Below are 25629 nucleotides of genomic sequence, written 5' to 3'. Positions count from 1 at the left end.
TGATCTTGACCCTCCATCTCCGAACAGCTTTTGTATCTTAAGTTAACGATGTCCGCTGCCGCCGGTATTCCCTCGGGGAGTGATATCCCAGCGCGCTGTGCGGGTGGTTTTCATTGTAATGCGTGAACGCTACTGCAAGGTTTCGCAGTGCTGTTCTCACATCCGGTTTTGGCATGAACGCGATATAGTCTTCTTTCATCGTTTTCACGAACCGTTCGGCCATGCCATTACTCTGCGGGCTGCTCACCGCTGTTGTGCAGGGCTCCAGATTCAGCTCTCTCGCGAACCTCCGCGTTTCATACGCGGTATACGCTGAACCGTTATCCGTCAGCCACTGCACCGCTGTGTCGGGCAACCTGTCGCCGAAGCGCTTTTCCACCGACCTCAGCATCACATCCTGCACGGTCGAACTGTCATAGCCTCCCGTGCTTGCTGCCCAGTCTATGGCCTCACGGTCGCAGCAGTCCAGCGCGAACGTTACCCGCAGTTTTTCGCCGTTGTCGCAGCCGAACTCGAAGCCATCTGAACACCAGCGCATATCGCTTTCTGCCACCGCTATCTTGCCCTTATGTTCACGCTTCGGTCGCTCTGGTTTGTGATGCAACAACAACAGGTTATGCTCACGCATTATCCTGTAAAGCCGTTTGGCATTCACAGGTAGCTGTCCCTCTGTGCGACGTTGCTTGCGCAGGATGCCCCACACGCGTCGATAACCATAACTCGGCATATCGCTGATAATGTTGAGGATAGCCGACAGTATTTCTGCGTCTGCTTCTTCATTACGCCGGTTACAGCGCCTGTCCTGCCAGTCGGCAGAACGGTTAATCCGCAGTGACAGTTGCGCACGCGACACGCCCATGGTCCGGCAGACCATGGCTATTCCCCGTCCTTTGGCAACAAGGGCGCGTGCGCTATCCATTTTCGCGACTGACCGTACTCCACGGCTTCTTTCAGGATCTCAACTTCCATCGTCTTCTTGCCCAGAAGGCGCTGAAGCTCCCGGACCTGCTTCAGAGCAGCAGTAAGCTCAGAAGCAGGAACGACTTCCTCTCCAGCCGCAACGGCGGTGAGGCTGCCTTCCTGATATTGCTTCTTCCACTTAAACAGCAGGCTGGGCTGGATACCATGCAGGCGGGCGACATGGGAGACATTCATACCCGGCTCCATCGTCTGCTGGATAATGGCGATCTTCTCCTGAGGAGTTTTACGTTTACGGACTTCTTGCCCTAACAGGATCCCGGTCATCTCAAAATTGGCGTTAGTGTTAGACATATATTCAAGCCTATCTCTTATCTGGAGATACAGCTACTGTCCGGTGTTTCAGGGGGCTACATCAGTAGCAATTGCCGCGTCAACCTTGCCATCCCTGAGCATAGTCATCGCGACGCTGCCAGTATCAGCATCCACCCAGGTGGCCTGCGGGTAGCGTTGTTTCAAGTCACTTTCCAAAACATGCCCGGCGGGCAACGCAATACGGATCGGTGTATTCAGTAACGAGTCGGCCGTTTCATCGCGGGAAGTGATAATCACAAACGCCACATTCATCAGCGGATCGCTAAAGGTCGAATTGTGCTGATTTTGATTTGTCAGGGTGATAGTGGGATACATATCCCATCGTTCGCCGCTTATTTGTTTTGTCTGTTCACTTTTGGTGTTGGCCAAAACCGGCTCAAAATCAATCCCCGTTTGCAGATGAATAATATTCAGCAAATCGCCAAGAATTCCACGTAACTCACCGCTGCGATCGACAAGCGTGTAAGGCGGATAATCTGGATTGATAAGAATGCGAATAGTATGTTTCTTCTTCAGCCACGCTTTTTCCTGATCGGTAATGGTGTTCGGATCGAACATCACAATATCCGCCGCATAACCCACTTTCAGCAGCCCACGATCCTGCAGGCCTAATACCTCAGCGGGTTTGCCAGTCATCTTACGGATTGCCGCTTCCCAGCTCAGACATCCCTCTTCACGCACATATTTACCGAGCACACGAGGGAATGCGCCAAACACGCGCGGATGCGGTTTGCCAGCCCCCATTAAACCGTCGGTACAGACATTTTGCTCAGGACGGCAAAGGAACTTAATCACATGCTCTTCAGTACCGTAAAAGTCGACCATCCCAACGGCGTTTTCTTCTTCAAACAGCAGATCGAAGGTGGCGTTGTACGGATCTTTTCCTCGTAGCTCGCCCAACTGAACGATGTTCAGACCGACGGCATCCTGGTTTTTTGTCGTTTTTACGCTGGTGACAAAAATCTGGTCCAGCCCGGCAAAATCGATAAAGTTATCCCAGCCAGGAATGCCCTGCTGAATATCGTCGATCATTTTGGCGCGCAGTTCAGACGAGGCCAGCCGCTCAAGTAATTTGTCAGTGCCACCGGAGTGGACCCACGGCGGCAGGATCACGCCGAGCATCGTGCTGCCCGCCACATACGGATACTGGTCGAAAGAGATACGAATGCCCTCTTCCTGCGCCTGTTCCAACATGCCCAGCATCTGGTCAATCAGCCCCCAGTTTTTCTTACCGCAAACCTTCATATGTGAAATATGCAGCCAGACGCCAGTGGCGGTGGCGATATCAATCAGTTCCTGCGTTGAGTTGAAAATATCGTCCGCTTCACTGCGCTGATGCACCACAAAGATCCCGTCATATTTCGCCGTCACTTTGCACAGTTCAATCATTTCGGCGGTATCGCCAAAGGCGCAAGGCATGTAGATGAGCCCAGTGGAAAGACCAAACGCCCCTGCTTGTAACTCCCGCTCAAGGATTTCGCACATCTTCGCCACATCCTCACGAGTAGAGGGGCGCCCATCCAGGCCCATGGCTTCCATGCGTACGTTGCCATGCGGAACTAAATACGCGAGGTTTGTCGCCGGATGACGCGATGCCAGCAGATTGAGGTAGCCGTCTGTGTTTTTATATTTCCAGTCTATTTTGTCGGTATCGCCATCCAGTCCGGCGATATTTTTACGCCAGGCCGGAATATATTCTTCAGGCAACGGTGCCAGGGCGACACCATCCTGCCCTAACAGCTCGGTGGTAATACCCTGACGAATTTTTGCCGACAGCGCGGGGTTAATAATGGCCGACAGGTCAGAGTGCGTATGGGTATCAATAAAACCAGGACAAATAATTTTTCCCGTTGCGTCAATAACCTGCTCATTAACGCCAACGTCAATTTGTCCGATTGCGACAATGCGTCCTTCGTCAACCATCACATCGGCAATTCTGCCTTCACTGCCCGTCCCATCGATTACATTTCCGTTTTTGAAAATGGTTTTCATCGTTATTCTCCATAGCGGTGTCGCTTCACGACACCACTTGTAAGGTAAGAGGTTGTTATCTTTCTTTTTATTGGCGATAGAGTGTCTGAATGATGCTGTAATAGCCGCTGGCCGAGCCGGTTAACTGATCAATCTCGATATATTCATCGATGGTGTGGGCCAGGTTTTCACGTGAAGGTCCGAAGCCGATAGTTTTAATTCCCGCTTCGCCCGCATAGTGGCTGCCGTTGGTGCAAAATGAGTACTGTGTGATGGTTGGATTAAACCCGGCCTCGCGAACGCCAGCCAGAGCGGCCTGCACGAATTCGTCAGACTCGTCATACACCCAGCCCGGGAAGAAGCGCTCGCCCTCAATCGTGGCACCGGTATAGCAAGACTCCTGACCTACCGCGTAGGAGACACGGGCCTTAAACTGCGGATCCTGTGCGGTAAGTTCCGCAAGCGCATTTTCCAGTGGGGCAATAACACTTTCTTTGGTTTCACCCACCAGCAAACGACGATCGTAGGTTGCGCGACAATAATCCGGCACTACCGAAGCTCCCGGGTATGGCGAAGATTTAATGTCGGTAAGCTCCAGAATGCCAGGCCCCAGTACCGGGTGCGTGGACGGAGTGATTGTGCGAATTTTGTCGATCAATTGCGCCATTTTGTACACCGCGTTAATGCCTGCCTGCGGGTTGGCGGAGTGCGCGGGTTTACCAAACGTTTCGACCACAATTTCAGCGCGGCCACGCTGACCAATTTTCAGGTTTAACTCGGAAGCTTCACCGACGATCACGTAGTCCGGCTTATAGCGCTCGCTGACCAGCCGGGCAGCAATACCTTCAAAGCACTCCTCATGCACGATGCAGGCAACGTAGATTTTGCCGGCAAAATTACGCTGATTGTCCTGGCCGAAAAAACCCACGGCGGAAATCATCGCCGCCACGGCACCTTTCATATCGGTTGTACCGCGACCATAAATTTTGCCATCGTCGATATCGCCGCCGTACGGGTTGCGGCTCCACTTCTCTTCGTTGACCGGCACGGTATCGATATGTCCATCGAGAACCAGCGTTTTCCCCGGCTGATTGCCGACAATGCCGCCCACAATGTTGCCGTACTTATCAACGTGGATGTCATCGAACTGGTAATGCTGCATCATTTTTTTATGGCATTAACCACTTCCCCTTCCTGACCGGAATAACTTTTTTGTTGGATCAGCGCCTGACAGTTTTTAATGACTTCATCAATACGTTTTGCAGATAACATGGGTTTCTCCGTTATTTCTCTCAATCAGGAAATGTGTTATTTGATGCCCGGGTACTGACCGCCCCAGACAATATCCAGATATTGTTGCGGGTCGGTGTCGCCTTCGGTACTGACCAACAGCACGCGGGAATGCGCATCCAGCCCCAGTTGTTCACGCATTTGCGCCAGTTCAGGTGAGGTCATCAGCAGCGCCAGCAGACCGGAAGTGACCGCGCCGGACTCACCAGATACGATCTGCGGATCGCCCGCCAACGGATTACCCAGCATGCGCATGCCCAGCGCTGCGACTTCATCAGGGCAAGAGGCAAATGCGTTGGCATAATCACGTAGCAGTTTCCAGCCGATGCTGTTCGCCTCACCGCAGGCGAGACCAGCCATCACGGTTTGCAAATCGCCGCCCACCGCAATTGCATCCCCCTCTTTAGAACGGGCAGAGCGGTAAAGACAATCGGCAATTAACGCTTCAGCGACGATCACTTTCGGGCGGTGTTCACCCCAGGCTGCAGCCACCATTCCCTGCACCATTCCGGCAAACGAGCCAACGCCTGCCTGAACAAAAATATGCGTCGGCGCAACCTGATGCAGCTGGTCTATCGCCTCCAGCATCAGCGTGCCGTAGCCCTGCATAATCCACTGCGGGATTTTTTCATACCCTTCCCAGGCGGTATCCTGCACCACAATCCAGCCATGCTTTTGTGCTTGTTCCGCGGTCATGCGAACCGCATCGTCATAGTTCATATCGACGATTTCAGCGGTAGCGCCTTCATTACGGATGGAGGTCAAACGCTGCTGCGAAGAGCCCTTCGGCATATAAACCACGGCGTTTTGCTTCAGTTGGCGCGCCATCCACGCCACACCGCGACCGTGGTTGCCATCGGTGGTGGTGGCAAACGTGACGGTTTGGAGATCGCGGCGTACCTCTTCGCTGGTCATCACGTCAAACGGCAGTTCACTGATATCCTTGCCGATTAATTCCGCGATATGGCACGCCATCGCATAGGAGCCGCCCAACGCTTTGAAGGCTTTCAGGCCAAAACGCTGAGACTCATCCTTGAGATAGATATTTTTAACACCCAGCTTTTGTGCAAGAGCCGGCAGCGTATATAACGGCGTCGGCGCATAACCCGGAATAGACCGATGAAAATTCAACGCTTTTACCAGTTCCTGGCGACTAAACGGTGCCAGCGGTGCGTTTGGATGTTCGGTAAACGGCGTCTGGTTGATAAAAAATGATAAGTTTTCCTGCATCATAAAACCTCATTGTTCTGGTATTTCACTCCCTGTAATAGACGTATACAGAGATATTTACGCTATCGGTATTGCCAATAGAGCAAAATGCTTACCAGTTTTTTATTAATCGAGTAAAACTTTATAAATATTTTAATAAAGGCTTTATTTTCAACCAATTAAAAAGAGAGCAAGATGGGTACTGAAAAATACCACAGCGTTAGTTTATCGCCTCGTTTGATAAATTCTCACAATTGATAAATAGTGTGATCGCGGAAGATAAAATAAAAAAAACATTCAAAAACAGAGCGGTATATTGATTTTTCGCAAATCATTTTTGCATTGCTTCGCATATTTATCATCTCCCTTGAGAAATGCCACTCGCTGCCGGAGAAGTACCATGATTTCAGTACTCAGCAATATTCAGGATGATATCTGCAATTATGCCGACGCTATTTCTGGCATAACCGGAACGGATGTTGAAATCATCGATGAATCCTTAATGCGCATCGCTGGCACCGGTAAATACCGACATATGCTCAATGAAAACGTGGCAAAAAATGGCTACATCTACCACCACGTTTTGCAGGTCCGAGAAACGGTTCTTATCAAAAACCCCGGCGAACATCCGCTGTGTCAGTTATGTGAAAAACACCACTACTGTTCTGAAATGCTGGATTTGAACGCACCAATTTTTCTCAACAATCGAGTGATTGGCGTGATCGGAATTATTTGCTCAACCCAGGCGCAGCGTGACGCGTTATTGAGCCAGATTGATAAATTTGTCACTTTTATTGAGCAAATCGCGGTGATGATCTCCAGTAAGGTCTTTGAATGTCTGGAGCGTTTACGCGCGCAGGAAACCCTCGGCGCATTTCGGCGTCTGATCGATGCCATGGACCGCGGCGTTGTAGCAATTGATGGCAATGGTCTTATCTGGCATGCCAATCATTCAGCCGATCGCATTCTCAACCGCGAAGTTCAGGGATTACCGCTGACCATTGAAACAACCGGGGACAGTTTGTATGGCGATGAAGAAGCATGGCTGACGCTTGAAGGCCAGAAACACCATGTACTGTGCAAACAAATTTCGCTCTCCTCGCTGGATAACGATCGCTTAACGATGGTCATCTTTCGTGATGCGCACGACTACCTGAGTAACCTTACTCCATCCCCTTATGAGTCTGACACGCAGGTGCGGCTGATTGGCCACTCTTCCTCAATGGAGCAGCTCAGAAGCACCATTAGCAAAATTGCCAACAGCTACGCCAGCGTGCTCATCACCGGGGAAAGCGGCTCGGGTAAAGAGGTCGTGGCATTTGCCATTCACCAAAACAGCCCCCGTAAAGCCGCCCCTTTCGTGACAATCAACTGCGCGGCAATCCCTGAGCAACTACTGGAAAGCGAACTGTTTGGCTATGTACGCGGTGCATTTAGCGGTGCAGATCCCAAAGGACGAATGGGGAAATTTGAACTGGCCAACGGCGGCAGCCTGTTTCTGGATGAGATCGGTGATATGCCGCTGCACCTGCAGGCCAAGCTGCTCAGGGTGTTGCAGGAAAAAGCGATCACCCGCGTGGGTTCTAATAACATCATTAATATTGATGTGCGCATTATTGCCGCGACCAACAAAAATATTAGCGCGATGGTCGAGAATAATCAGTTTCGCGAAGACCTTTTCTATCGCCTGAATGTCGTCCCTCTGGTGCTTCCTTCCCTGCGTGAACGCAGGGCTGATATCGCCGTCCTTGCACAATACTTTGCCGATGAGTTTTCGGTCAGTTACCAGCGTGCACCGCAAAAACTGCCCGATGACGTTATTAATCGCCTTTATGCCTGGCACTGGCCGGGGAACATTCGCGAATTACGCAACGTCATCGAATACATTTTTGTGATGCGCGGAGAAGCCGCTGGGATCAACGCCAGCCATCTGCCCCCTTATTTACTCTCCCCGGCTGACAGCAGGAAAACCACGATGACCGCACAACCCCGACAGCTGGCGATCCAAGGAAAACGAGCGGAAAGGGACGACATCGAAAATGCCATCCAGCGATTTGGTTCAAGCGTGGAGGGCAAAAAACAGGCTGCATCAGAACTGGGAGTCAGTATTGCCACGCTCTATCGAAAAATAAAACTGTATGGTTTGTGAGCCCCACTTTTTTAACAATTAAGCCCGCGTAGCGCGGGCTTGTGGTGGGTATAACAGAGCAAATTAAGTACAGGGATACTTAATCAAACACACCATTGATAACCGCGGTGACAATTGCCGTACTCAGTGCAATCAACACCAGATTGTCGCCAACAACCTGCCATTCATAACCCGGGTAATACGGCAGTTGATTCAGCATCGAGGATGGGACACTTTTCTTAGCGATCCCCGGAGGAAGTGGTTTTCCTCGCGCCAGATTTTTGGCGATGCCCGGAGGCAGTGACTTATATCCCGTCAAACCATATCTGACGGCGTACTGCCTGGCCACGTTATAGCTAATATCACTATCAACATGGTCCGGCTTGCCATAATTTTTACGCTGTTCCGATTGCGAGTTGTTTTTTGGGCCTGGGTTTCCTTTCTGGCTATGACTGCTATTACCCTTATTCCCACTATTACCATGGTTGCCGCTATTACCATTTCCGTTGCCATTACCGGGGTTAGCCGAAACGGGGATAGCGCACATCGACATCGCGGCAACGGCAACTAAAGCCGTTGCTAAAGTACGGAGCCTGGACATGATGATTCCTTAAGATATGGATACATACAAAATGTATGGTATTGCGTGAATATTGGCTATCGCTATGAATCCGATTTATTGGCAGAAAAACGCTGTCGCTTTGCAAAGTGAGCAGCTTTGATTGACCGTTTTTAAAATTAAAACCCGCCATTCCCGTTAACTCAGATCGGCAAGCGACAGGCACAGGATCTGAGTTTTTGGGAATAACTTCGCGAAAATGGAGAGAAAACGGCGTTTTTTTTCGGTTAAGCTATGTTCATGCTTTGGCGCTACCCATGGTCAGATTCACTATTCAGGAACCCACCCATAATGGCAAAAAGTACCCCGCAGCTGCCGCTCGACCCACATATGTGTCGCAGCTATGAAAAAAAGTCGCGAAGTCCGCTGGCGCTCTACTCAGAGTATCAGCGTATGGACGTCGAGCTGCGGGCTCCGCTGGCCATGACCTACAGCCACTGGCACGGTCAGGTTGAAGTGAATGTGCCGTTTGATGGCGATGTGGAGTACCTTTTCAATGACGAAGTGGTGAAAAGCAAACAGGGCTTTATCACGCTGTTCTGGGCCTGCACCCCCCATCAGCTGACGGATGCCGGGCACTGTAAACAGATGGCCATCTTCAACTTACCGATGCATCTGTTTTTGTCCTGGCCGCTGGACAGGGAACTGATTAACCACGTGACGCATGGGATGGTGATTACGTCGCTTGCCTCGCAGCAGCTGAGCGCTTTTGAAGTACAGCGCTGGCAGAGTGAACTCAACAGCGACAATGAGCAAATTCGTCAATTAGCCATTGATGAGATTGCCCTGATGCTCAAGCGATTTAGCCTCGCTGGCTGGCGGCCTGTGCTGGGTAACAAAACATCGCGCACCCAGAAAAACAGTATTTCACGGCATTCACAGTTTTACGTCAGCCAGATGCTGGAGTTTATTGCCGCAAACTGCGACAAACAGCTTACGGTCGATGCTATTGCCGAACACGTTAAGCTCAACCCAAATTATGCGATGGGCATTTTTCATCGCGTGATGCAACTAACCATGAAACAGTATATTACCGCAATGCGCATCAACCATGTGCGGGCTTTGCTCAGCGATACGGATAAAACAATTCTGGATATCGCTACAATTGCAGGTTTCCGATCCAGCAGCCGTTTTTATAGCTCATTTCATAAATACGTCGGCATGCCGCCGCAGCAATATCGCAAACTGAGCCAACAGCGCCGAAATCATTCACCTTATGCCGAGGGGTAATTTATTCGTCAAACTCACTCTTACCTTACTACCAAAATATAAGCGTCAGAATAGCAGGTCAAAATAGATAATCTGCAGCAGTTAATAAAATAGGGTTCAGCCATGAACTCTGGCAACTATGTTACCCATTTATGGGTGACCTGTAGCAGGTATTTATTTGACGTGTTCAACCATTATCGATTGGGATGGAATTATGGAATTAAATAGCTGCACCGCCAACAACAGAAAGCCATTGTCTTTCTTTTGGTCAGTTTTACCCATGATAGTCATGCTGGGTGGCATTAGCATCGGATATTTTATCTTCAATATTCGAGCTGAACCCATGATCCTCATGGGAACCGCAACCGCCTCGTTTATCGCCATCGCTCACGGCTACACGTGGGATGACATTCTACAATCTATTTGCAATAAAATATCTGAAGCGCTTCCTGTCATATTAATCGTCGCCAGTATCGGTTTCTTAATTGGCGCATGGATGGTGTCAGGCACTATTCCAATGATGATTTATTATGGTCTGAAGTGGATTAACCCGCAGTATTTCTATATTTCAGCATTTATGCTGGGAGCGCTGATCTCAGTCTGTACCGGCACCTCCTGGGGATCTATCGGAACCGTCGGGATCGCCATGATTGGCGTAGCGATTGGTCTGAATGTTTCGCTGCCCATTGCTGCTGGCGCTATTGTCTCCGGCTGCTGGTTTGGTGATAAGCTTTCTCCGGTTTCTGACTCAACCAACATGGCGGCGCTGGCTGCCGGTGTAAACCTGTACTCGCATATCGGCCATCTGCTGTGGACTACAGGCCCGGGATTTATTATTTGCTGCGTCGTATACAGCTATATGGGCATGGGCATTGATGCCTCATCCAGCGCGCCAGCCAATATCACCAACTTGATGAACGCTATCGGCCAGATTTATCACTTTAACATTCTGCTACTGTTGCCACCGATCATCGTTTTGTATGGCTCATTGTCAAAAAGACCGCCAATCCCGATGCTCTTTTTATCCACAATAGTCTCGATGATTCTGGCATTAGCCTTTCAGCAATTTACCGCATCATCGGTTGGCGAATCCGTGGTTAGCGGTTTTAAGCTCGCGATGCTCACCGGAGATAACCTGCCAACACTGTCATCAGATGTTTCGCGCTTACTGGAACGAGGCGGCGCCATTTCAATGTTTAGCAGCTTCGTCACCGTCTTCAGCGCCTTCAGCTTTGCCGGCGCAATGAGTGCGACAGGCTCTTTGCACACCGTGATAAACGCGCTCACGAAAGGCGTTAAATCCACATTCCGCCTGGTGGCCACCACGATTGTGACGACGTTTACCATCTGTGCCTGTACGGCAAATGGAACCTTGCCACTGCTGCTGTGCGGCGATGCCTTTAAAGAAGAATATAAAAAACGAGGGCTTGCGACAAAGAACCTCTCGCGTACAACCGAAGATGCCGGAACCGTTGTCGAACCGATTATCCCCTGGTCTGCCTCAGGCGTTTATTGCGCCACGATGCTGGGCGTGGCGACGCTTGATTATTTGCCATGGGCAATCCTCTGCTACAGCGGCATCATCTTTGCCCTGCTGTGGGCTGCCACCGGTATTGGTATTGCTAAATATGAACCAAATGAAGCTACAGAGCATATGGTTGAGCAAAAATCATAGGCTAATAAATAGCTAAATATTGGCTACCACCAGGGTAAATTTAATATATCAATTAGATATACAGAAATATTCTTCACTGTTGCGTTGCTTAAACTATTTTTCAGAGACTGTCCAGGAGTCAGCAATGTCTTTGTTTGATGATATTGTCATAAGGGATGTTAATTGCCGTAAATACGGTCAATTACAACAGATGTACGGCACCACCGATGTATTACCGCTGTGGATTGCAGATATGGATTTTGTGACGCCAGAGCCAATCATGAGCACACTGCGTTCAGTGGTATCGCAGCCAGTACAAGGCTACAACCTGGATTATCCGCAATGGAAAGAGTCCGTTATTCATTGGTATGTGCAACAGTATGATATCGACATAAAGCCACACTGGTTGCATTTTATTCCCGGCGTCATAAAAACTATCGTACTCTCTCTGATGGTGTTTACCCGACCAGGTGATAATGTTTTAACCTGTACGCCAATATATGACCCCTACCCTAATCTGGTAAACACCAGCGGCAGGAATTTGATTCAAACGCGCCTCATTGAGAAAGAGGGTCATTACGAATTTGACTGGCATGATTTCAGCGAAAAACTCAAGCAGTGCAAAATGTTTCTTTTCCCTTCGCCGCATAATCCGGGCGGTATGGTGTGGTCGCGGGAAACGCTGGAAAAAGTAAGTCACTATTGTCAGCAAGCTGGCGTCATTATTCTCTCAGATGAAGTGCATAGTGATTTAACCCTGCCAGGCAAGCGCCATCTGCCGTTTTTTACTTTAGACGAAGCGACAGGGAGCCAGTCAATCGTGCTGACCTCAATCAGTAAAACCTTCAACACGGCGGCGATCCAGGGCGGAATTGCCATTATTAAAAATGATGAATTACGCCATCAGTTCTATGGTTTCCTGGATAACTGCTACCTTGCCGAGACACATTCATTACAGCAGGCGGCCATTTACAGCGCCTTTACCCATTGTGGCGACTGGCACCAAAAATTATTAGCCTACCTGGCCGACAATGTGGCGTTTGTTAAAAGTGAAATTGAAAAGCACTGTCCCTTAATCTCCATTGTGTATGGCGGCGCATCGTATCTTCTGTTTCTGAACGCGGAAAAAATGAATCTTAGCGATGAACAGCTAAGCGCATTTTTTGTGCAGGAAGCAAAACTGGGTCTGTCACCAGGCGCGCAATATGGCCCCGGCGGAGAGGGTCACATGAGACTCAACGTTGGGTGCCCGCGCTCGGTACTGGTAGAAGCGATGAACCGACTGAAAGCGGCGTACCAAAAACGACAGAACGCGTAGCGCGCATCACACTCTTTGCCCCGCCACGGTGGGGCAAAACTATACAAAGATGTTGCAGAACTGCTATAAAGTTTTTCCGTTCTGTCGGCTGGTGTTAAACTGGAAAGTGTGATCTTCATCATAACCTGCTTAAACAGAGAAAAGAGACACTGCTATGCAACATATCATTGAGGGCTTCCTCAACTTCCAAAAAGAGATTTTCCCTCAACGTAAGGAACTCTTTCGCAGCCTGGCATCCAGCCAGAATCCCAAAGCGCTTTTCATCTCCTGTTCCGATAGCCGCCTGGTGCCAGAACTCGTTACTCAGCAAGAGCCCGGACAGCTTTTCGTTATCCGCAACGCCGGTAATATCGTTCCGTCTTTTGGACCGGAACCCGGTGGCGTATCTGCTACGATTGAATACGCGGTTGTCGCACTTGGCGTGACGGATATCGTCATCTGCGGACACTCCAACTGCGGCGCGATGAAAGCCATTGCCGATAGCCAGCCTCTGGATCCGATGCCCGCTGTGGCTCACTGGTTGCACTATGCCGATGCCGCGAAAGCCGTGGTTGAGAAGAAAACCTGGGATAACCCAATCGATAAAGTTAACGCCATGGTGGAAGAAAACGTTATCGCACAGCTCAATAATATTAAAGCGCATCCTTGCGTCGCGGTTGGGCTGCGAAATAATGCGCTTCGTCTGCACGGCTGGGTATATGACATCGAAAGCGGTGAAATCCGTACCCTGGATAAAAACAGCAAAACCTACGTCTCCCTTGCTGATAACCCGCAGGTGCATTTCGAGTAAATCGTCCACTGGAGCAAGGATGCTCTGGAGAGCTTTTACCTACTTTTGTGCTATAGACAAAAAACATGCTTGCGACTAGTTTTAAAATAGCCTCTGGTGTTCTCACATCAGTTTTCGCACATTTATACAACGTTGCGACAGGTCTCATGAACTGAGCCGCAAATAGCTGTTCATACATGATGCAGGCGATAAAAAGGAGCGGGTACGAATGCAAGAAAAAATAAAAAGAATAATAAATATGTTATTCTATCATGAGTCGTGGGATATCATGATTATTAAGGATCATGGTACACACTTATTCCCGAATAATACACTGGATATATTAAGTAAATCCGCTGCACAGCAGTTAAAAAAGAAATATACGTTTCAGGCCGATCCTTTTCTTATTGAAAAAGATGATAAACTGTTTGTTTTTTATGAAGCTTTTAGCTTTCGCAACTCGAAAGGCATGCTCCGATGCCGTATTCTTGATCGTGAACTGGTTGAAATTGATGACGTGAAACTTGAAGGTTTTGACGACCTGATGTGTCATTTGTCATTTCCTTTCCTGATTAATATTAACGATCAGCTCTTCATGATTCCTGAATCATCAGAAAGAAAAGAAGTGATACTGTTTCAGTCAGTAGAGTTTCCTACGCGCTGGAAGAAAATTAAAGTTCTAATCTCTGACACCGAAGTGACAGATAACATTTTTCTTTCAATGAATGAGACCTGCTATCTTATGTCGACCACCATGGATAATAAAATAATTATTCATTCGGCCGAGCATCTCCACGGACAGTGGCAGAGAATTACTCCTGCATTGAAGGTGAGCAATCATCATCATCGGGGAGCGGGTGCGCCTTATCTTGTCGATAACAAAATGTATTTCTTAACCCAGGAATGCACACCTGAAACATATGGAAAATCTATCTACATCAAAGAATTAGTCACACTGAATGACGCTACTTTTGATGAGAATCTGATCGAACAAATCAATTCGTCGATCAACCACAGTGACGGCGTTCACACGCTAAATTTCTCAAGTAACTATATTGCCTATGATACAAAAATAAATAAGTTCAGTCTGTTGGCAATCTTTAAAAAAATATCATATAAGTGTATGATAAAATATAGAAACGTATACCTTTCCCGGCAAAATAACTGATCCACTGGATCCTTGGGTGCATTGGTGGAAAATCGCTCGGGTTTTTAGCATTTTTCTGGAGTCTGTATGGCTATTCTTGTCACTGGTGGTGCAGGTTATATTGGTTCACATACTGTTTTAACGCTACTGGAAAGAGGCGATGATGTCGTTGTCATCGATAATCTGGCAAACGCCAGCCGAATCTCGCTGGACAGGGTCGCGGAACTCACAGGAAGGGAACCCATTGTCTATATCGCTGATGTTCTCGACAGGCAGGCATTAAAAAACATTTTCGCCAACCATAACATCACCGATGTCATTCATTTTGCGGGCCTCAAATCGGTTTCCGAGTCGATAAAAGAACCCCTTGCTTACTACGAAAACAACGTCACTGGAACGCTGGTTTTACTGGATGAGATGCTGGCCGCAGGCGTTAATCGATTCATTTTTAGCTCATCAGCTACGGTATACGGTAATCCGGAAAGCGTGCCGCTGAGCGAGCAATCGCGTACGGGGGGTACCACCAATCCGTACGGTACCTCTAAATTAATGGTCGAACAGATTCTGGCCGATTTCTCCCGCGCGCAGCCCGATTTCCGCATTACCTGCCTGCGCTATTTCAACCCGGTAGGCGCCCATCCATCGGGTCGAATTGGTGAGGATCCCAATGGTATCCCCAATAACCTGGTGCCGTACATCTCCCAGGTTGCGATTGGTAAGCTGAAAACCGTGTCGGTGTACGGTAATGACTATCCAACCCCCGACGGCACCGGCGTTCGTGATTATATCCACGTCATGGATTTGGCGACCGGCCATTTAGCTGCGCTGGATAGCCAGAACAAAGGCGCTGCCTACAAGGTGATTAATCTCGGTACCGGGGTCGGTTATTCTGTGATTAATCTGATTGAGGCGTTTGAAAAAGCGGCGCAGAAAAAAATAAGCTATCAATTTGTCGACAGAAGGCCAGGCGACATTGCCGAATGTTGGTCTGACCCGTCACTGGCATACAAAGAGTTAGGCTGGAAGGCCATCTACAACCTTGATGAAATGATGCGTGACACCTGGAACTGGCAAAAAAACAACCCGAATGGTTATAACATCTGATGTACCCGGCAACGAGCCTGAGCCTCAGGCTCGTTGCCATGACGGGTTAGCGTGCCGTTATCGTTGATACGCGATACCAGCCGCTGCTCTGCTTTCCTTCGTTGGCAAAGTTAATTCTTGCCGCCCCGGATTTATCCAGCATCGATACCTCAATGGCGTATTGCCCTTTCGCCAGTCGACCCGGCATGGGCAATGCGTAGCTAACCTGATAAACGCCCGGGAGCCAACGTCGTATATCATCCGCCGTATTCCCCTGCGCCACCACCATATTGGCGCTATCCACCACACGAAATGCCAGCGTGTAGGGCAGATAAATCGGTGCGATACCTTCGTTATACCAGGTACTGTTCAACCTCAACGTTTGACCGCCGTCCCACACGGACTCATGGCTCAGAGACGCTAAGCGAAACCGATAGCCCAGTTTGGTCAGCGCGTCGTCAACAATCGGTCGATAATCGCTGGGTATCGCTCTCGATTTCAGGTTGATCGTGCTGGCGTGCTGCTTGACCGCCCAGTCAAAAATGCCCTGCACTTCGGCACGCGTATAGTGGAAGGTGTTCTTCCAGTCCTGCATATATGAACAGATTTCCAGACTGACCGGCGCACGTTTCCAGGCATCGTTAAACCCCGAATAGCTCTGCTGTGCTGCCAGTAATCGCTGCGGGTAATCATCGGCCATATGGCTCCAGGAGTCCGAAAATACGCGCAGGTCACCCCAGCAATCCGCCCGCCATCCAGCCCCTCGAGCCACCGCATTCGCCAGGCTTTGCCCACCGCTCATCAACATTATTTTCGGCGTCGAAGGGAAGGCAGAAAAGTGCATTGCGACGTAGCGGTCTAACTGCGCGGTGGTGTACTGCTCCAACAGTGGTTTCAGATCAGGGAAATTGCTGTTATGCCATTCACCCCAGGCCCCCACCATGCCGATATCCACAAAAGCGAGATTCGCATTACCGTCGTAGCGTTTTCCGAATGCGTTCAGCAGACGCTGGCTGTACTCAATAAACAGCGGGTCGCTTAAATCCGGAATAAATGTTTTATTATCGGGCGTCCAGCTGCCTTTCACGCCTTTTTTAATCAGCCAATCGGGAATTTTGGTGCCATCCCCCGGATCGGCAAGCACCATAAAGCGCAGCCCGACATTCATCGCGGGACGATGCGCTGCCGCGTATTTGAAGGCATCATCCACCAGCGCAAAATTATACTGACCTTCAACAGGCTCCAGCTCTCGCCAGTAAAATCGCTCGTATTCAAATCCGGTATTGGGATAATCCGCCAGACCCAGCGTTTCACCGTACCCCTGATGAAAACTTGCCACGCCAATCCCCGGATTGGTTAGCGGGCCCGTTAATGCTTTGGGGGTTACGGTCGTTAATGCAGACATAACCGCCAACGGAAAGGACATCAACAACAGCGCAGAAACCCATTTACACTTCATCGCAGTGACGCCCTCCACAGGTTTGTTTACGCTAGCGGTTTTTCAGACTTAACCACCAGTCCCATATACCCACATGAAAATTTTGGAACACATCAATACCTAATGCTGATTTGATCATATACAGCGTCAGCAATACGCAGCAGGTAACGAACAACACGGCTATCAGCAGCAAAAAAGTGAGCAATATTCTCGACAGGGTCGATTCCTGACGATGCTGCCGACGCAAATCTCTGCCAAACAAAAAAACCAGATAATAGCGTTTACTGAAAAAGGGAAAGCTTCGGCGAATATCGATCTGATGCCGCGAAGTCAGAGTCGAGGCCAGGATCGCTTTTTCCACCCCTTCTTTTTGTTCAGGAGTCAACCCTTGCGCAATCGGCTCGTCAAGGTGAGCATAAAATCGTTCGATGACGGGAGGACGATTTTGAGGACTGGTCAAAATTAACCTATATCTTTATCAATTGAGTGATAGACGTTAATCGTCTTTTTGGCGATTTCATGCCAGTTATAGTTTTGCAAATATACACGATAGTCCACGCTATTGGTTGCCGCCCACTCGGTTAATTTCTCGGCCAGGCTGGTCACATCCCCCACCTTAAAATAGGCCTCGGACGGCAGTTGAACTTCGAGGTTAGCCGGAATATCACTGACGACGGCAGGAAGAGAAAATGACATCGCTTCCAGCAGCGCAATGGGCAATCCTTCATGGTATGAAGGCATCACAAACAGCTGTGCCTGCGAAAACACCGCCTGAAGCTCATCACCACGCAAGAACCCCGTCATCACAACGCCAGGGGTGTCCGCGGCAAGCTTTTTGAGGCGAATGCTGTATTCGGTCGGATGATCCGCATCGCCAATTAACACTAACGGCATAGTTAAACCGCTGCGCTGATAGGCGGCGATGGCATCATGCATCCCTTTTTCTTCCACAAATCGCCCAACCACCACGAGGTAGTTTTTCGGCTGCAGCCCAAAGCGGGAGAGCGTATTGTCGATGGTCAGCGCAGATAACGACCGCGGCTCGTTGACGCCATTGTGAATTAAATGCGCATCATAGCGAGCGTGTTTTTTCTGGATCAGTTGATTAATAACCTCAGAAATCACAATCACTTCGTTGGCATATCTCACTGCCCAACGCTCACCCAGCAGCAATATTTTTTTGGCAACGAATCCCCATTTTTGACGATCGTAATCAGGTCCATGGTGGGTGAACACCACCTTTTTCCCTAACATACGTAATAATGGGATCACAAGCCCAGGCCCGATAGCATGGACATGCACAATATCTGAATGGTCGATACTTGTCCTAAATGCCGCTAAAACGGAATGGACAATCGCTTCCAGCGAGCGCTTTTTGGGTGCCCACAGCGCGTAGGTTTCAACTTTCTTATATAACGATCGTTTGTAATTTACATACGGCGAGCGTGCAATCACGCAAATATCAACGTCCAACTGCTGCTTAATGGCAGGATATAGATTCTGACAGTGTGTCTCCACCCCGCCCAATACATCGGGAATACCACGCGTACCAAAAACCGTTATTTTTTTACTCATACTATGGCCTGCTCAGCAGTTCTTTATAGAGCGCCAGTAGAGTATCCATATGTTTACTCAGCGCATATTTTTCACTCAATCGCGCACGACCCTGTAAGCCCATGACCCGCGCCTTCTCTGGCGAGTCGGCTAGTGCATCCATCGCATTTGCTAGCTCCTGCGCATTGCCAGGTTCGAATAAAATCCCTTCGATACCATCACGAATTTGTTCCGGGATACCGCCGATGCGCGATCCGATCACCGGCTTGCCTAAGGACATCGCCTCTAATATCGCCATAGAACAGTTTTCATAGCATTCTGAAGGAAGGATCACTGCCCGGGCATGCTTAATAAGGTTATCGAGAGCTTCCCCTTGTTGCACATAACCTAAAAACTCAACGTCCGGGTATTGGGCGACTAATTCGTCGTGCAGGGGACCGTGCCCCACAATTTTCAGCGGCGCTTTGTTCTGCATTTTCTCATGCGCCGCCAATAACGTTGCCACGCCCTTTTCACGGCTCAGGCGACCGAAGTACAGCATATAGCCCGCATCGCTTACCTCACCCAGAGGACGGCTGTCATCAACGCCATTGACGATGACATCAATGCGCGAATTCGGCAGCGTACGCAACAATACGCCGCGTAAAAAGACGCTCGGCGAAACGATCACATCCAGCGCCTGGTAATTTTGCGCAATATACTGCCAGGTCGCCTCTAAAGAGAGCAGGAGGCTTTTTGAAGCAGAGCCTTCCTGGCAACGATACCTGAAGGCATTGAAAACCGTCCCGGTAATACAGGAATCACACACTTTACCGTCACGCAGCATGGAATAGGCAGGACAGACGATTTTATAGTCATGCGCGGTCAACACCGTTTTGCAGCCAAAATTGCGGGCCACTTTAATCAACGCCGGCGTTAACTGATGGTAAATGTTATGGAAGTGGACGATATCCGGACGCTCTTTTTGTAGTAGCGCCAGCATCTTTTTGCAGGCCTGCGAATTATGAATAAAGTTAACCGCCGTTTTGAGCCCGCCCAGCAGATTGCTCTCCTGGTGGTAGTCCACATTGCTGACGAAATAATCCGCATAGTTCGAAGGGAAATTGTTCTCATGCTGCATCGAGAAATCAATAACCTGCACTCCGGCCTGTTTCAGCATCTCGCGCTCTTGAAAATAAACGGTTTCCGCGCCGCCTTTAATGAAAAAAAACTTATTCACTAATAAAACTTTCATTGCGCCAGCCTTAGTTATTCATGAATGATTTTACTGTCAGGCGGAGTCAACGGATCGCGTACTGGTTTAGTCAACCCTTTAACAAGTCCCGCAGAAAGCACGGCCAGGTTCATTACGCTCTGCAATCCGTTCAATAACGATCGATTCTGCACGGTTTTCAAGATAATAAAGGCTAGCAAGGGTAGAAATGCAATATCGAAAAGTTCGAGATTGAAGGTCACCGCCGCAATAAACAAGGCAATCAGATACACAGAAAAAATCGCCTCGTTCTTAACCATTTTTAACGCTTTGCCGAAATAAGGTTTTCCCCACGCACAACGTAAAAGCTCGCCCGGTGCCTGATAGTATCCACTTTTCCAGCGGTGCTTCAGCATCTGAAAGGTCGGCATGGCATGCGAAGTATGAATAAAATACGGAATATTCAGGCGGCGTAGTTTATAACCCGCATCGAGCAAACGCAGGCCCAGTTCGGCTTCTTCATAAGCGTGCAAATTACGGTTGGTGAGATAACCAATTTTCTCAATCGCAGAGCGGCGATATAACCCACCACCGCCTAAATGGTCACTATCTCCAAGCGGATAGATTTTACTAATACGCTGCTTACGCGATTTAAATTCATAGTTAACGGCATCGTCCATTTCAACGGTTCCCGCGACACCTGCATATTCCGGCTCAGCCTGCAAAAAAGCGACAGCCTGATCCACAAAGCCCTCTTCCAGCTCCATGTCGCCGTCCATCAGCAACAGATATTCCCCTTCACTATACAGATAACCTAACTGATGCCCGACGCCGCAGCAGCGATCGCCAGGGTCAGTTAAAGAGACCACGGTCACCCCTTTATCGATCGCAAGCTGTTGGGTGTTATCCGTTGACAGGCTATCTGCCACTATAATTTTATGTGGATAATCAACAAGCTGCCTGCGGATACTGTCTATCGTTTTCTCAATACATTCAGATTCATTGAGTGTTTTAATACTCACTGAAATAAACGGTTTTTGGTCCATACAATTACCCTACACAGCGAAGGACGGTTCGACGAATCACTAAACTTGATCCTAGTGATAAATAGAACAGGAATTGTAACATCGGTGTAATCATCAGTATCTGGCTGTAAGGTAAGCTAATTAAGCAACTGATAGCAAAAGCGTTAAACGCCGGTGCAAAGCTCAGCAACTGAAGATCCTGCTGGTCCAGTTGTTCAAGCGTCAGTAATGGCTTTGGCTGACAAACTTTCAGGATATAAATGAATAAGCTAATAAAAAGTAACGTGCCGATCACCCCGACTTCCCACAGCAGCATACTCAGGGAAGTCGAGTCGAGAATTAAGTTATAAATGATATTCAAAAAGCCCGGCGACACCGTACTCCCGCTGTTTGTGGCGTTGAGCCCGTAACCAAATAACGTTCCTGAAAGCCCCCACAGATCGTTATTTTTCAACCAGAACAGGAACGTCGTAAAGCGCCCTAACTCCCCGGTAGACATGATGTAGTTCGGGTCAAAGATATAGCTTAAGGAGTCGATGAAAATGCTTAACGAGCTTTTCGACGGATCGCCGCCAAACGCGGAAGAATAATAGTACGCGAGGATCACTATCGACAGGCTAATAAGCAGCAGCATGCCCGCCACAATAACCAACAGCGTTTTCAGATTAACCTTACTGACGTCTTTGACGTAGCTCGGTGAGATCCACACCCACGCGAGGAACAGAGGTGACAGCAGAATAACGAACTTCACTTCACCAATAATACATAGCCCGATCCCAAGAACAATGTGCAACGCCATGGACTTGAACGTGGTCAACCCGTGCTTATACTCAGAGACTTTTAACAACATAATCAACAGGCAAAACAGGCCCATCGCAGCAGTGTTACCGCCCCCCATGGGGTCACCGCCAAACGTGCCAACCACAGAGTCCCATTTCTCATCTTCGCCACGCACCGCAACGCGTTGGGGAACGACCAGTAAAACCTGATAAATCATTACCGGGATTTGCGCGTAAAACACCCAGTACAGATAGCGCGTTGCACGGTAAATCTGCGACTCCCGGCAAAATCCCAGCAGCAAACAGATCATCACCAGTGACAATGCGATTTCATTTTTAAATGCCACAATCGCGACGGTGATCCCGCCCTGAATCAGCGTCGATGTTCCGGCCAGTATCAGGAACGAAAAATACAACGCCAGGACAATCGTCTCCTGCGCATCCAGCTGCAGCGAGCCATCACGCGTCTGCATCACCAATAATCCCACCATCAACAGGGTCAGGAAAAAGGGGATCCACAGCACCGACTGCATGCCGGTAAAGTATTGCACCAGGCCACACAGGATCAGCGTGACAAAGCTAAAAACCTGTAAATAGTATCCGGTATTCAGCGTCATAGTATCACCGGCTTGTCTTTCAGAAGATTGGCTCGCTTATTCATTTTCAGATAAATGAAGGCGTAGCGAATAAATGTCAGTGAAGAAAACAGGATAACCGACGTAGCATAATCTTTATGAAAATAGGGAATGACGACAAATGCGAATAACACAATCGCCAGCTGTTCCAGTTGGATACGCAGAAAATAGCGGTGGGAACCAAAAATAAGCTCAATCACCGTCAGAGGGCTTATCGCCAGCGCCGGGAATAAATAGGGCAACATGTAGCGCGACGTCTCAATGGAGTTAATCCAGTCTTCGCTAAAGCCCAGACGCATCACTATTGGATAGAAAATAAACACCCCGAGAGTACAGATAACCCCCAGAACCAACAGTAGCATCCGTACCCTGGTATATTCATGAAAATTAAAGGTATTATTTCTGAAGTCGATAGACCACTTGGAAAAAATAGTATTGCGCACTGCGTTGCCGATGATCACCACCGGCGCCAGGCAAAAGCGGCTAACCACGGAAAAATAACCTGCCGTCAGCGCCGAGAACCAAAAGTTAATCAACATAATCGGCAAATTGCTGCTGGCCATCGCCAGCACTTCCGCACTACCGACTTTGGTAATGTGATGGATATTTTGTTTGAAAAAATGCCAGTTACTGGCAGGTCGCAAATGTCTGGCCGCCACGGAACGAATATCAAACGAATGCAAAATACAGCTTATGGTCAGCACCATCGTCGCGCAGGCCCATGACCAATAAAACAGTTGCACCTGATGCGTAACCAGAACCGAAAGTAATACCACCACAGAGACAGAGATGCGCTGGAAAATCAGAAAACGAAAATTGGCCGTGCGCAGCGACAGGTTTTCCGAGATTAAAACCCACGCCGTCGCCAGCGTCAGCAAATAGAGGAACAGGATGTTCTGGTGAAACAGCCACGCTGTCAGTACGGCGTACGGTAAGGCAATGATCGTGCTTTGGATCAGGCAAAATACGACGTTCTGTACCAGTTCGTCGTCGTGCTGTTTTGGAATTAAAAGCTGCGATGCAAAGGTACACACCTGCGCGCCCACCACGGCGATGCTGTAATTGAGCGCGTAAAGCCCCACCTCAGCCATATCGTACTTGTGTGAAATCAACCAGATAGACACCGCACCAATCAACTGCGAGATGACTGATGAACCGGCTATCGTGGAAGCGCTCTTCAGTAGACTCATACCCGGCCTGGCGTCGTCATCAGTTGATCGGTACTGAAGTTAAGTGAACGCAGACCCTCCTGGGTTTCAAGATCTTTTTCTTCAACCGTATTGAGCACCGCGCCAATCACCACGCCGTTATTTTCCTCAATCTTATCCAGCGCGCTGGCGATGTGTCCCGCCGACTCCACCCCGGCTTTCACTATGAAAACAACCCCATCGACGGCACGTTTGATCAGTTGAACATCCTGGCTCTGATTCACAGCAGCCACATCAATAATGATGCGCTGATAATGCGATTTCAGTTCGCGCATTAAGGGTTCAACGTGCTCCGACGACAACATCAGTAAAGAAGAGATGGTGCTCTTGCCGTGCGCAATAAAGTCGAGATTATCACTGAGCGTGATCCGCGCATGTTCCAGCTGAGTCTCTCCGCGCAGCAGCTCAGCCAGGCCTGCGGATGTGGCTGATGCCAGTTCAGAAGAAAGCCCGCCCGTATTAAAGAAATCTGCATCAATAAGCAGCGTTTTCTGGTCAAAACTAAAGGAGTTCGCTAACAGATTCGCCAACAAAGAACGCCCATCACCGTGTTCCGTCGATGCCACGGCGAGCGTCTGTAATGGACGATTATCCAGCATAATCCGGGTACGGATACCGTGCACAATATCGGCATTCAGCGGGTTCTTCAGGATCATGTCCCGCACTTGCGCACGCCCTGAGGTTCCACTAAAACGACGGATTTCGCCCAACGGGGTAACGTTGAGGCGCTTTTTCATGCGACTCAGGCTGGCGATTGAGTTATCCATCGCCGCTTTGACAATGAAATACATGATGCTGAACACGACCACCAGCATGACCACCATCACCAACAGCAGTGATTTATTCGGCTTCGCCGGTTTTAGTGCGGGAACAGCGGGATCGTATAACACCGCATCGGCATTCACGCCGGACAGCGACAGCTCCTGAGTACGCTGATAGAGCGATTTATACAGGTCTTCCATTTTATCTAACGACAGTTTTTGGCCGTTCCAGGCATCCCGTTTTGACGCCATTTTCTGGAAGATCTCTTTCTGCTGTTCCACCTGTTGCTGATAGTTCTTTTCATCCGCCAGCGCCGCCAGATATTGCTGACGTAAGCCGACTTTCAGCTCACCCAACACCCGTCCGGTTTGGCTTTGGATCGACTGAACATCGGCCTCTGCTTTTAAAATGGCGGGGTTTTTTGGCCCATAAACTTTGCGCAGTTCAGACAACGTACGCTGCGCCTGAATCAGCGCAATGCGCAGATCCTGAATCTGAGCGTGGTTAGAGACCGAAGGCAGCGAGATAACGCTTTCGGCGGACTTCCCTGCGCCATTCACTTCGTTATAAACGGATTCAGCGGCAACACGACGTTGGGTCGCATCGGCCAGACGATTGGTCACGATACTTAACTGCTCGGTTTCAAAACCATCGATACCGCGAAAGGTCAACAGCCCGGCATTTTTCAGATAGCTTTCCATCTCTTCTTTTTGCTTCGCTATCGACTTCTGAATCTCTTCCATTTTTTCATAATTCAGTTCGCGGGCTTTCTCTACTTTCTGACGCTTTTGCTCCAGCGTATAGTTGATGAAAGCCTGCGCGACGCCGTTGGCGATATCAGCCGCAACCTGGGGCGAAGTCGATTCATAGGTAATAGAGGCGAGGTTCGTTGTCCGAATACCGATGACATTCAGGTTTTTCGACAACGTTTTCAGCGCCAGCTCCATTCTCAGTTGCCGACTTTCATTGCTATCAGCGCCCTGAGCATCGGCTTTTTCCCCGGTAAATGCCGGGTTTTCATCCAGCTTCATATCGCGAACGGCTTGCTCGAGCACAATTCGTGAATGCATCAACGCATATTGCGTTTCGTAGTAACCACTGCGCGTTGAATCGAAACCATCAACCTGTGGGAACGGAGAAACGTTATCGGCCTGCGCCTTAATCAGCACCGTCGCCGTTGATACATACTTTGAGGACATCATGCTGATTAACGGATAAGCCACGACCCCGGCAACGATACCGGCCAGCGCGATTTTCCAGGCGTTCTTTTTCAGCGCTTTGGCAAAGCGGGAGAATTCAACAGTGCTTTCTCGTTTTTTGCCGTTTTCCACTATTGATAGTTTCAT

At 49.2% G+C, this 25629-nt stretch carries 18 protein-coding genes and 2 pseudogenes; 7 read left to right on the top strand and 13 right to left on the bottom strand.

Annotated elements, in window-relative coordinates; genetic code table 11:
* Positions 1-37: 37 nt before the first annotated feature.
* From OGV38_RS17185 to dpaL, 4 genes and pseudogenes are all read right to left on the bottom strand, one after another.
* A protein-coding gene (locus OGV38_RS17185; protein ID WP_117086587.1) for an IS3 family transposase occupies positions 38-1245 on the bottom strand; the annotation gives its coding sequence in 2 pieces (ribosomal slippage) (positions 38-924 and positions 924-1245; 1209 coding nt in all).
* Between the two features lie 81 nt (positions 1246-1326).
* Positions 1327-3285: pseudogene (locus OGV38_RS17180) on the bottom strand (amidohydrolase family protein); the annotation flags it as partial.
* A 67-nt stretch (positions 3286-3352) separates the two neighbouring features.
* Positions 3353-4536: pseudogene (locus tag OGV38_RS17175) on the bottom strand (YgeY family selenium metabolism-linked hydrolase).
* A gap of 36 nt (positions 4537-4572) precedes the next feature.
* Positions 4573-5787, bottom strand: coding sequence for a diaminopropionate ammonia-lyase (gene dpaL, locus OGV38_RS17170; RefSeq protein WP_459208754.1), 1215 nt, complete (start codon positions 5785-5787; stop codon positions 4573-4575).
* Between the two features lie 376 nt (positions 5788-6163).
* On the opposite strand from dpaL, the gene OGV38_RS17165 reads away from it, so the two are divergent.
* The gene (locus OGV38_RS17165; protein WP_269517847.1) at positions 6164-7912 is read left to right on the top strand and encodes a sigma-54 interaction domain-containing protein; all 1749 of its coding nucleotides are present in this window, start codon (positions 6164-6166) and stop codon (positions 7910-7912) included.
* A gap of 79 nt (positions 7913-7991) precedes the next feature.
* Here the strand turns inward: OGV38_RS17165 and OGV38_RS17160 are convergent, their stop codons facing one another.
* Positions 7992-8492, bottom strand: coding sequence for an anti-virulence regulator CigR family protein (locus OGV38_RS17160; RefSeq protein ID WP_016154103.1), 501 nt, complete (start codon positions 8490-8492; stop codon positions 7992-7994).
* 309 nt (positions 8493-8801) lie between these two features.
* On the opposite strand from OGV38_RS17160, the gene melR reads away from it, so the two are divergent.
* From melR to galE, 6 genes are all read left to right on the top strand, one after another.
* Positions 8802-9740 carry a transcriptional regulator MelR gene (gene melR, locus OGV38_RS17155; RefSeq protein WP_016154104.1) on the top strand — a complete coding sequence of 313 codons (939 nt, stop codon included), beginning with the start codon at positions 8802-8804 and terminating at the stop codon, positions 9738-9740.
* Between the two features lie 193 nt (positions 9741-9933).
* On the top strand, positions 9934-11394 hold the full coding sequence (gene nhaC, locus OGV38_RS17150) for a Na+/H+ antiporter NhaC (RefSeq protein WP_016154105.1): 1461 nt from the start codon (positions 9934-9936) through the stop codon (positions 11392-11394).
* Between the two features lie 124 nt (positions 11395-11518).
* A complete protein-coding gene (locus OGV38_RS17145) occupies positions 11519-12691 on the top strand; it encodes a MalY/PatB family protein (RefSeq protein WP_101701226.1) in 1173 nt (390 codons plus the stop codon).
* A gap of 154 nt (positions 12692-12845) precedes the next feature.
* Entirely contained in the window at positions 12846-13481 is a 636-nt protein-coding gene (locus OGV38_RS17140) for a carbonic anhydrase (protein ID WP_286474150.1), read from the top strand.
* A 208-nt stretch (positions 13482-13689) separates the two neighbouring features.
* Positions 13690-14628 carry a glucosamine inositolphosphorylceramide transferase family protein gene (locus tag OGV38_RS17135; RefSeq protein ID WP_286474148.1) on the top strand — a complete coding sequence of 313 codons (939 nt, stop codon included), beginning with the start codon at positions 13690-13692 and terminating at the stop codon, positions 14626-14628.
* A gap of 66 nt (positions 14629-14694) precedes the next feature.
* Positions 14695-15711 (top strand): UDP-glucose 4-epimerase GalE, encoded by a 1017-nt coding sequence (gene galE / locus OGV38_RS17130; RefSeq protein ID WP_016154109.1) that lies wholly within the window; start codon positions 14695-14697, stop codon positions 15709-15711.
* A 46-nt stretch (positions 15712-15757) separates the two neighbouring features.
* On the opposite strand, the gene OGV38_RS17125 is transcribed toward galE, so the two are convergent.
* Genes OGV38_RS17125 through OGV38_RS17090 form a run of 8 tightly spaced genes read right to left on the bottom strand, consistent with a single transcriptional unit; the run spans position 15758 to position 25629 of the window.
* The gene (locus tag OGV38_RS17125; RefSeq protein ID WP_269517857.1) at positions 15758-17149 is read right to left on the bottom strand and encodes a DUF4832 domain-containing protein; all 1392 of its coding nucleotides are present in this window, start codon (positions 17147-17149) and stop codon (positions 15758-15760) included.
* A 31-nt stretch (positions 17150-17180) separates the two neighbouring features.
* Positions 17181-17588 carry a hypothetical protein gene (locus OGV38_RS17120; protein ID WP_016154111.1) on the bottom strand — a complete coding sequence of 136 codons (408 nt, stop codon included), beginning with the start codon at positions 17586-17588 and terminating at the stop codon, positions 17181-17183.
* A gap of 2 nt (positions 17589-17590) precedes the next feature.
* Entirely contained in the window at positions 17591-18703 is a 1113-nt protein-coding gene (locus OGV38_RS17115) for a glycosyltransferase family 4 protein (protein ID WP_016157268.1), read from the bottom strand.
* A gap of 1 nt (position 18704) precedes the next feature.
* On the bottom strand, positions 18705-19916 hold the full coding sequence (locus OGV38_RS17110) for a glycosyltransferase family 4 protein (RefSeq protein ID WP_109017944.1): 1212 nt from the start codon (positions 19914-19916) through the stop codon (positions 18705-18707).
* A gap of 14 nt (positions 19917-19930) precedes the next feature.
* On the bottom strand, positions 19931-20920 hold the full coding sequence (locus OGV38_RS17105) for a glycosyltransferase family 2 protein (RefSeq protein ID WP_286474145.1): 990 nt from the start codon (positions 20918-20920) through the stop codon (positions 19931-19933).
* A gap of 4 nt (positions 20921-20924) precedes the next feature.
* A complete protein-coding gene (locus OGV38_RS17100; protein WP_016154115.1) occupies positions 20925-22295 on the bottom strand; it encodes a hypothetical protein in 1371 nt (456 codons plus the stop codon).
* A complete protein-coding gene (locus OGV38_RS17095) occupies positions 22292-23503 on the bottom strand; it encodes a lipopolysaccharide biosynthesis protein (protein ID WP_269517861.1) in 1212 nt (403 codons plus the stop codon). The genes OGV38_RS17100 and OGV38_RS17095 overlap by 4 nt, the downstream gene beginning before the upstream one ends.
* On the bottom strand, positions 23500-25629 hold the full coding sequence (locus tag OGV38_RS17090; RefSeq protein WP_286474141.1) for a GumC family protein: 2130 nt from the start codon (positions 25627-25629) through the stop codon (positions 23500-23502). Before OGV38_RS17090 ends, OGV38_RS17095 begins: the two co-directional genes overlap by 4 nt.

The sequence above is a fragment of the Citrobacter sp. Cb080 genome (genome assembly GCF_030334745.1).
GTDB classification, from domain to species: domain Bacteria; phylum Pseudomonadota; class Gammaproteobacteria; order Enterobacterales; family Enterobacteriaceae; genus Citrobacter; species Citrobacter braakii.
The sequence above is the reverse complement of the archived record's forward strand: the minus strand, read 5'-3'. Positions and strand labels throughout refer to the sequence as shown.

What these genes read in the sequence shown, in the direction of transcription:
- dpaL (WP_459208754.1), bottom strand. Translation starts at nt 5,787, where the DNA reads ATGATGCAGGAAAACTTATCATTTTTTATCAACCAGACGCCGTTTACC.
- OGV38_RS17165 (WP_269517847.1), top strand. Translation starts at nt 6,164, where the DNA reads ATGATTTCAGTACTCAGCAATATTCAGGATGATATCTGCAATTATGCC.
- OGV38_RS17160 (WP_016154103.1), bottom strand. Translation starts at nt 8,492, where the DNA reads ATGTCCAGGCTCCGTACTTTAGCAACGGCTTTAGTTGCCGTTGCCGCG.
- melR (WP_016154104.1), top strand. Translation starts at nt 8,802, where the DNA reads ATGGCAAAAAGTACCCCGCAGCTGCCGCTCGACCCACATATGTGTCGC.
- nhaC (WP_016154105.1), top strand. Translation starts at nt 9,934, where the DNA reads ATGGAATTAAATAGCTGCACCGCCAACAACAGAAAGCCATTGTCTTTC.
- OGV38_RS17145 (WP_101701226.1), top strand. Translation starts at nt 11,519, where the DNA reads ATGTCTTTGTTTGATGATATTGTCATAAGGGATGTTAATTGCCGTAAA.
- OGV38_RS17140 (WP_286474150.1), top strand. Translation starts at nt 12,846, where the DNA reads ATGCAACATATCATTGAGGGCTTCCTCAACTTCCAAAAAGAGATTTTC.
- OGV38_RS17135 (WP_286474148.1), top strand. Translation starts at nt 13,690, where the DNA reads ATGCAAGAAAAAATAAAAAGAATAATAAATATGTTATTCTATCATGAG.
- galE (WP_016154109.1), top strand. Translation starts at nt 14,695, where the DNA reads ATGGCTATTCTTGTCACTGGTGGTGCAGGTTATATTGGTTCACATACT.
- OGV38_RS17125 (WP_269517857.1), bottom strand. Translation starts at nt 17,149, where the DNA reads ATGAAGTGTAAATGGGTTTCTGCGCTGTTGTTGATGTCCTTTCCGTTG.
- OGV38_RS17115 (WP_016157268.1), bottom strand. Translation starts at nt 18,703, where the DNA reads ATGAGTAAAAAAATAACGGTTTTTGGTACGCGTGGTATTCCCGATGTA.
- OGV38_RS17110 (WP_109017944.1), bottom strand. Translation starts at nt 19,916, where the DNA reads ATGAAAGTTTTATTAGTGAATAAGTTTTTTTTCATTAAAGGCGGCGCG.
- OGV38_RS17105 (WP_286474145.1), bottom strand. Translation starts at nt 20,920, where the DNA reads ATGGACCAAAAACCGTTTATTTCAGTGAGTATTAAAACACTCAATGAA.
- OGV38_RS17100 (WP_016154115.1), bottom strand. Translation starts at nt 22,295, where the DNA reads ATGACGCTGAATACCGGATACTATTTACAGGTTTTTAGCTTTGTCACG.
- OGV38_RS17095 (WP_269517861.1), bottom strand. Translation starts at nt 23,503, where the DNA reads ATGAGTCTACTGAAGAGCGCTTCCACGATAGCCGGTTCATCAGTCATC.
- OGV38_RS17090 (WP_286474141.1), bottom strand. Translation starts at nt 25,629, where the DNA reads ATGAAACTATCAATAGTGGAAAACGGCAAAAAACGAGAAAGCACTGTT.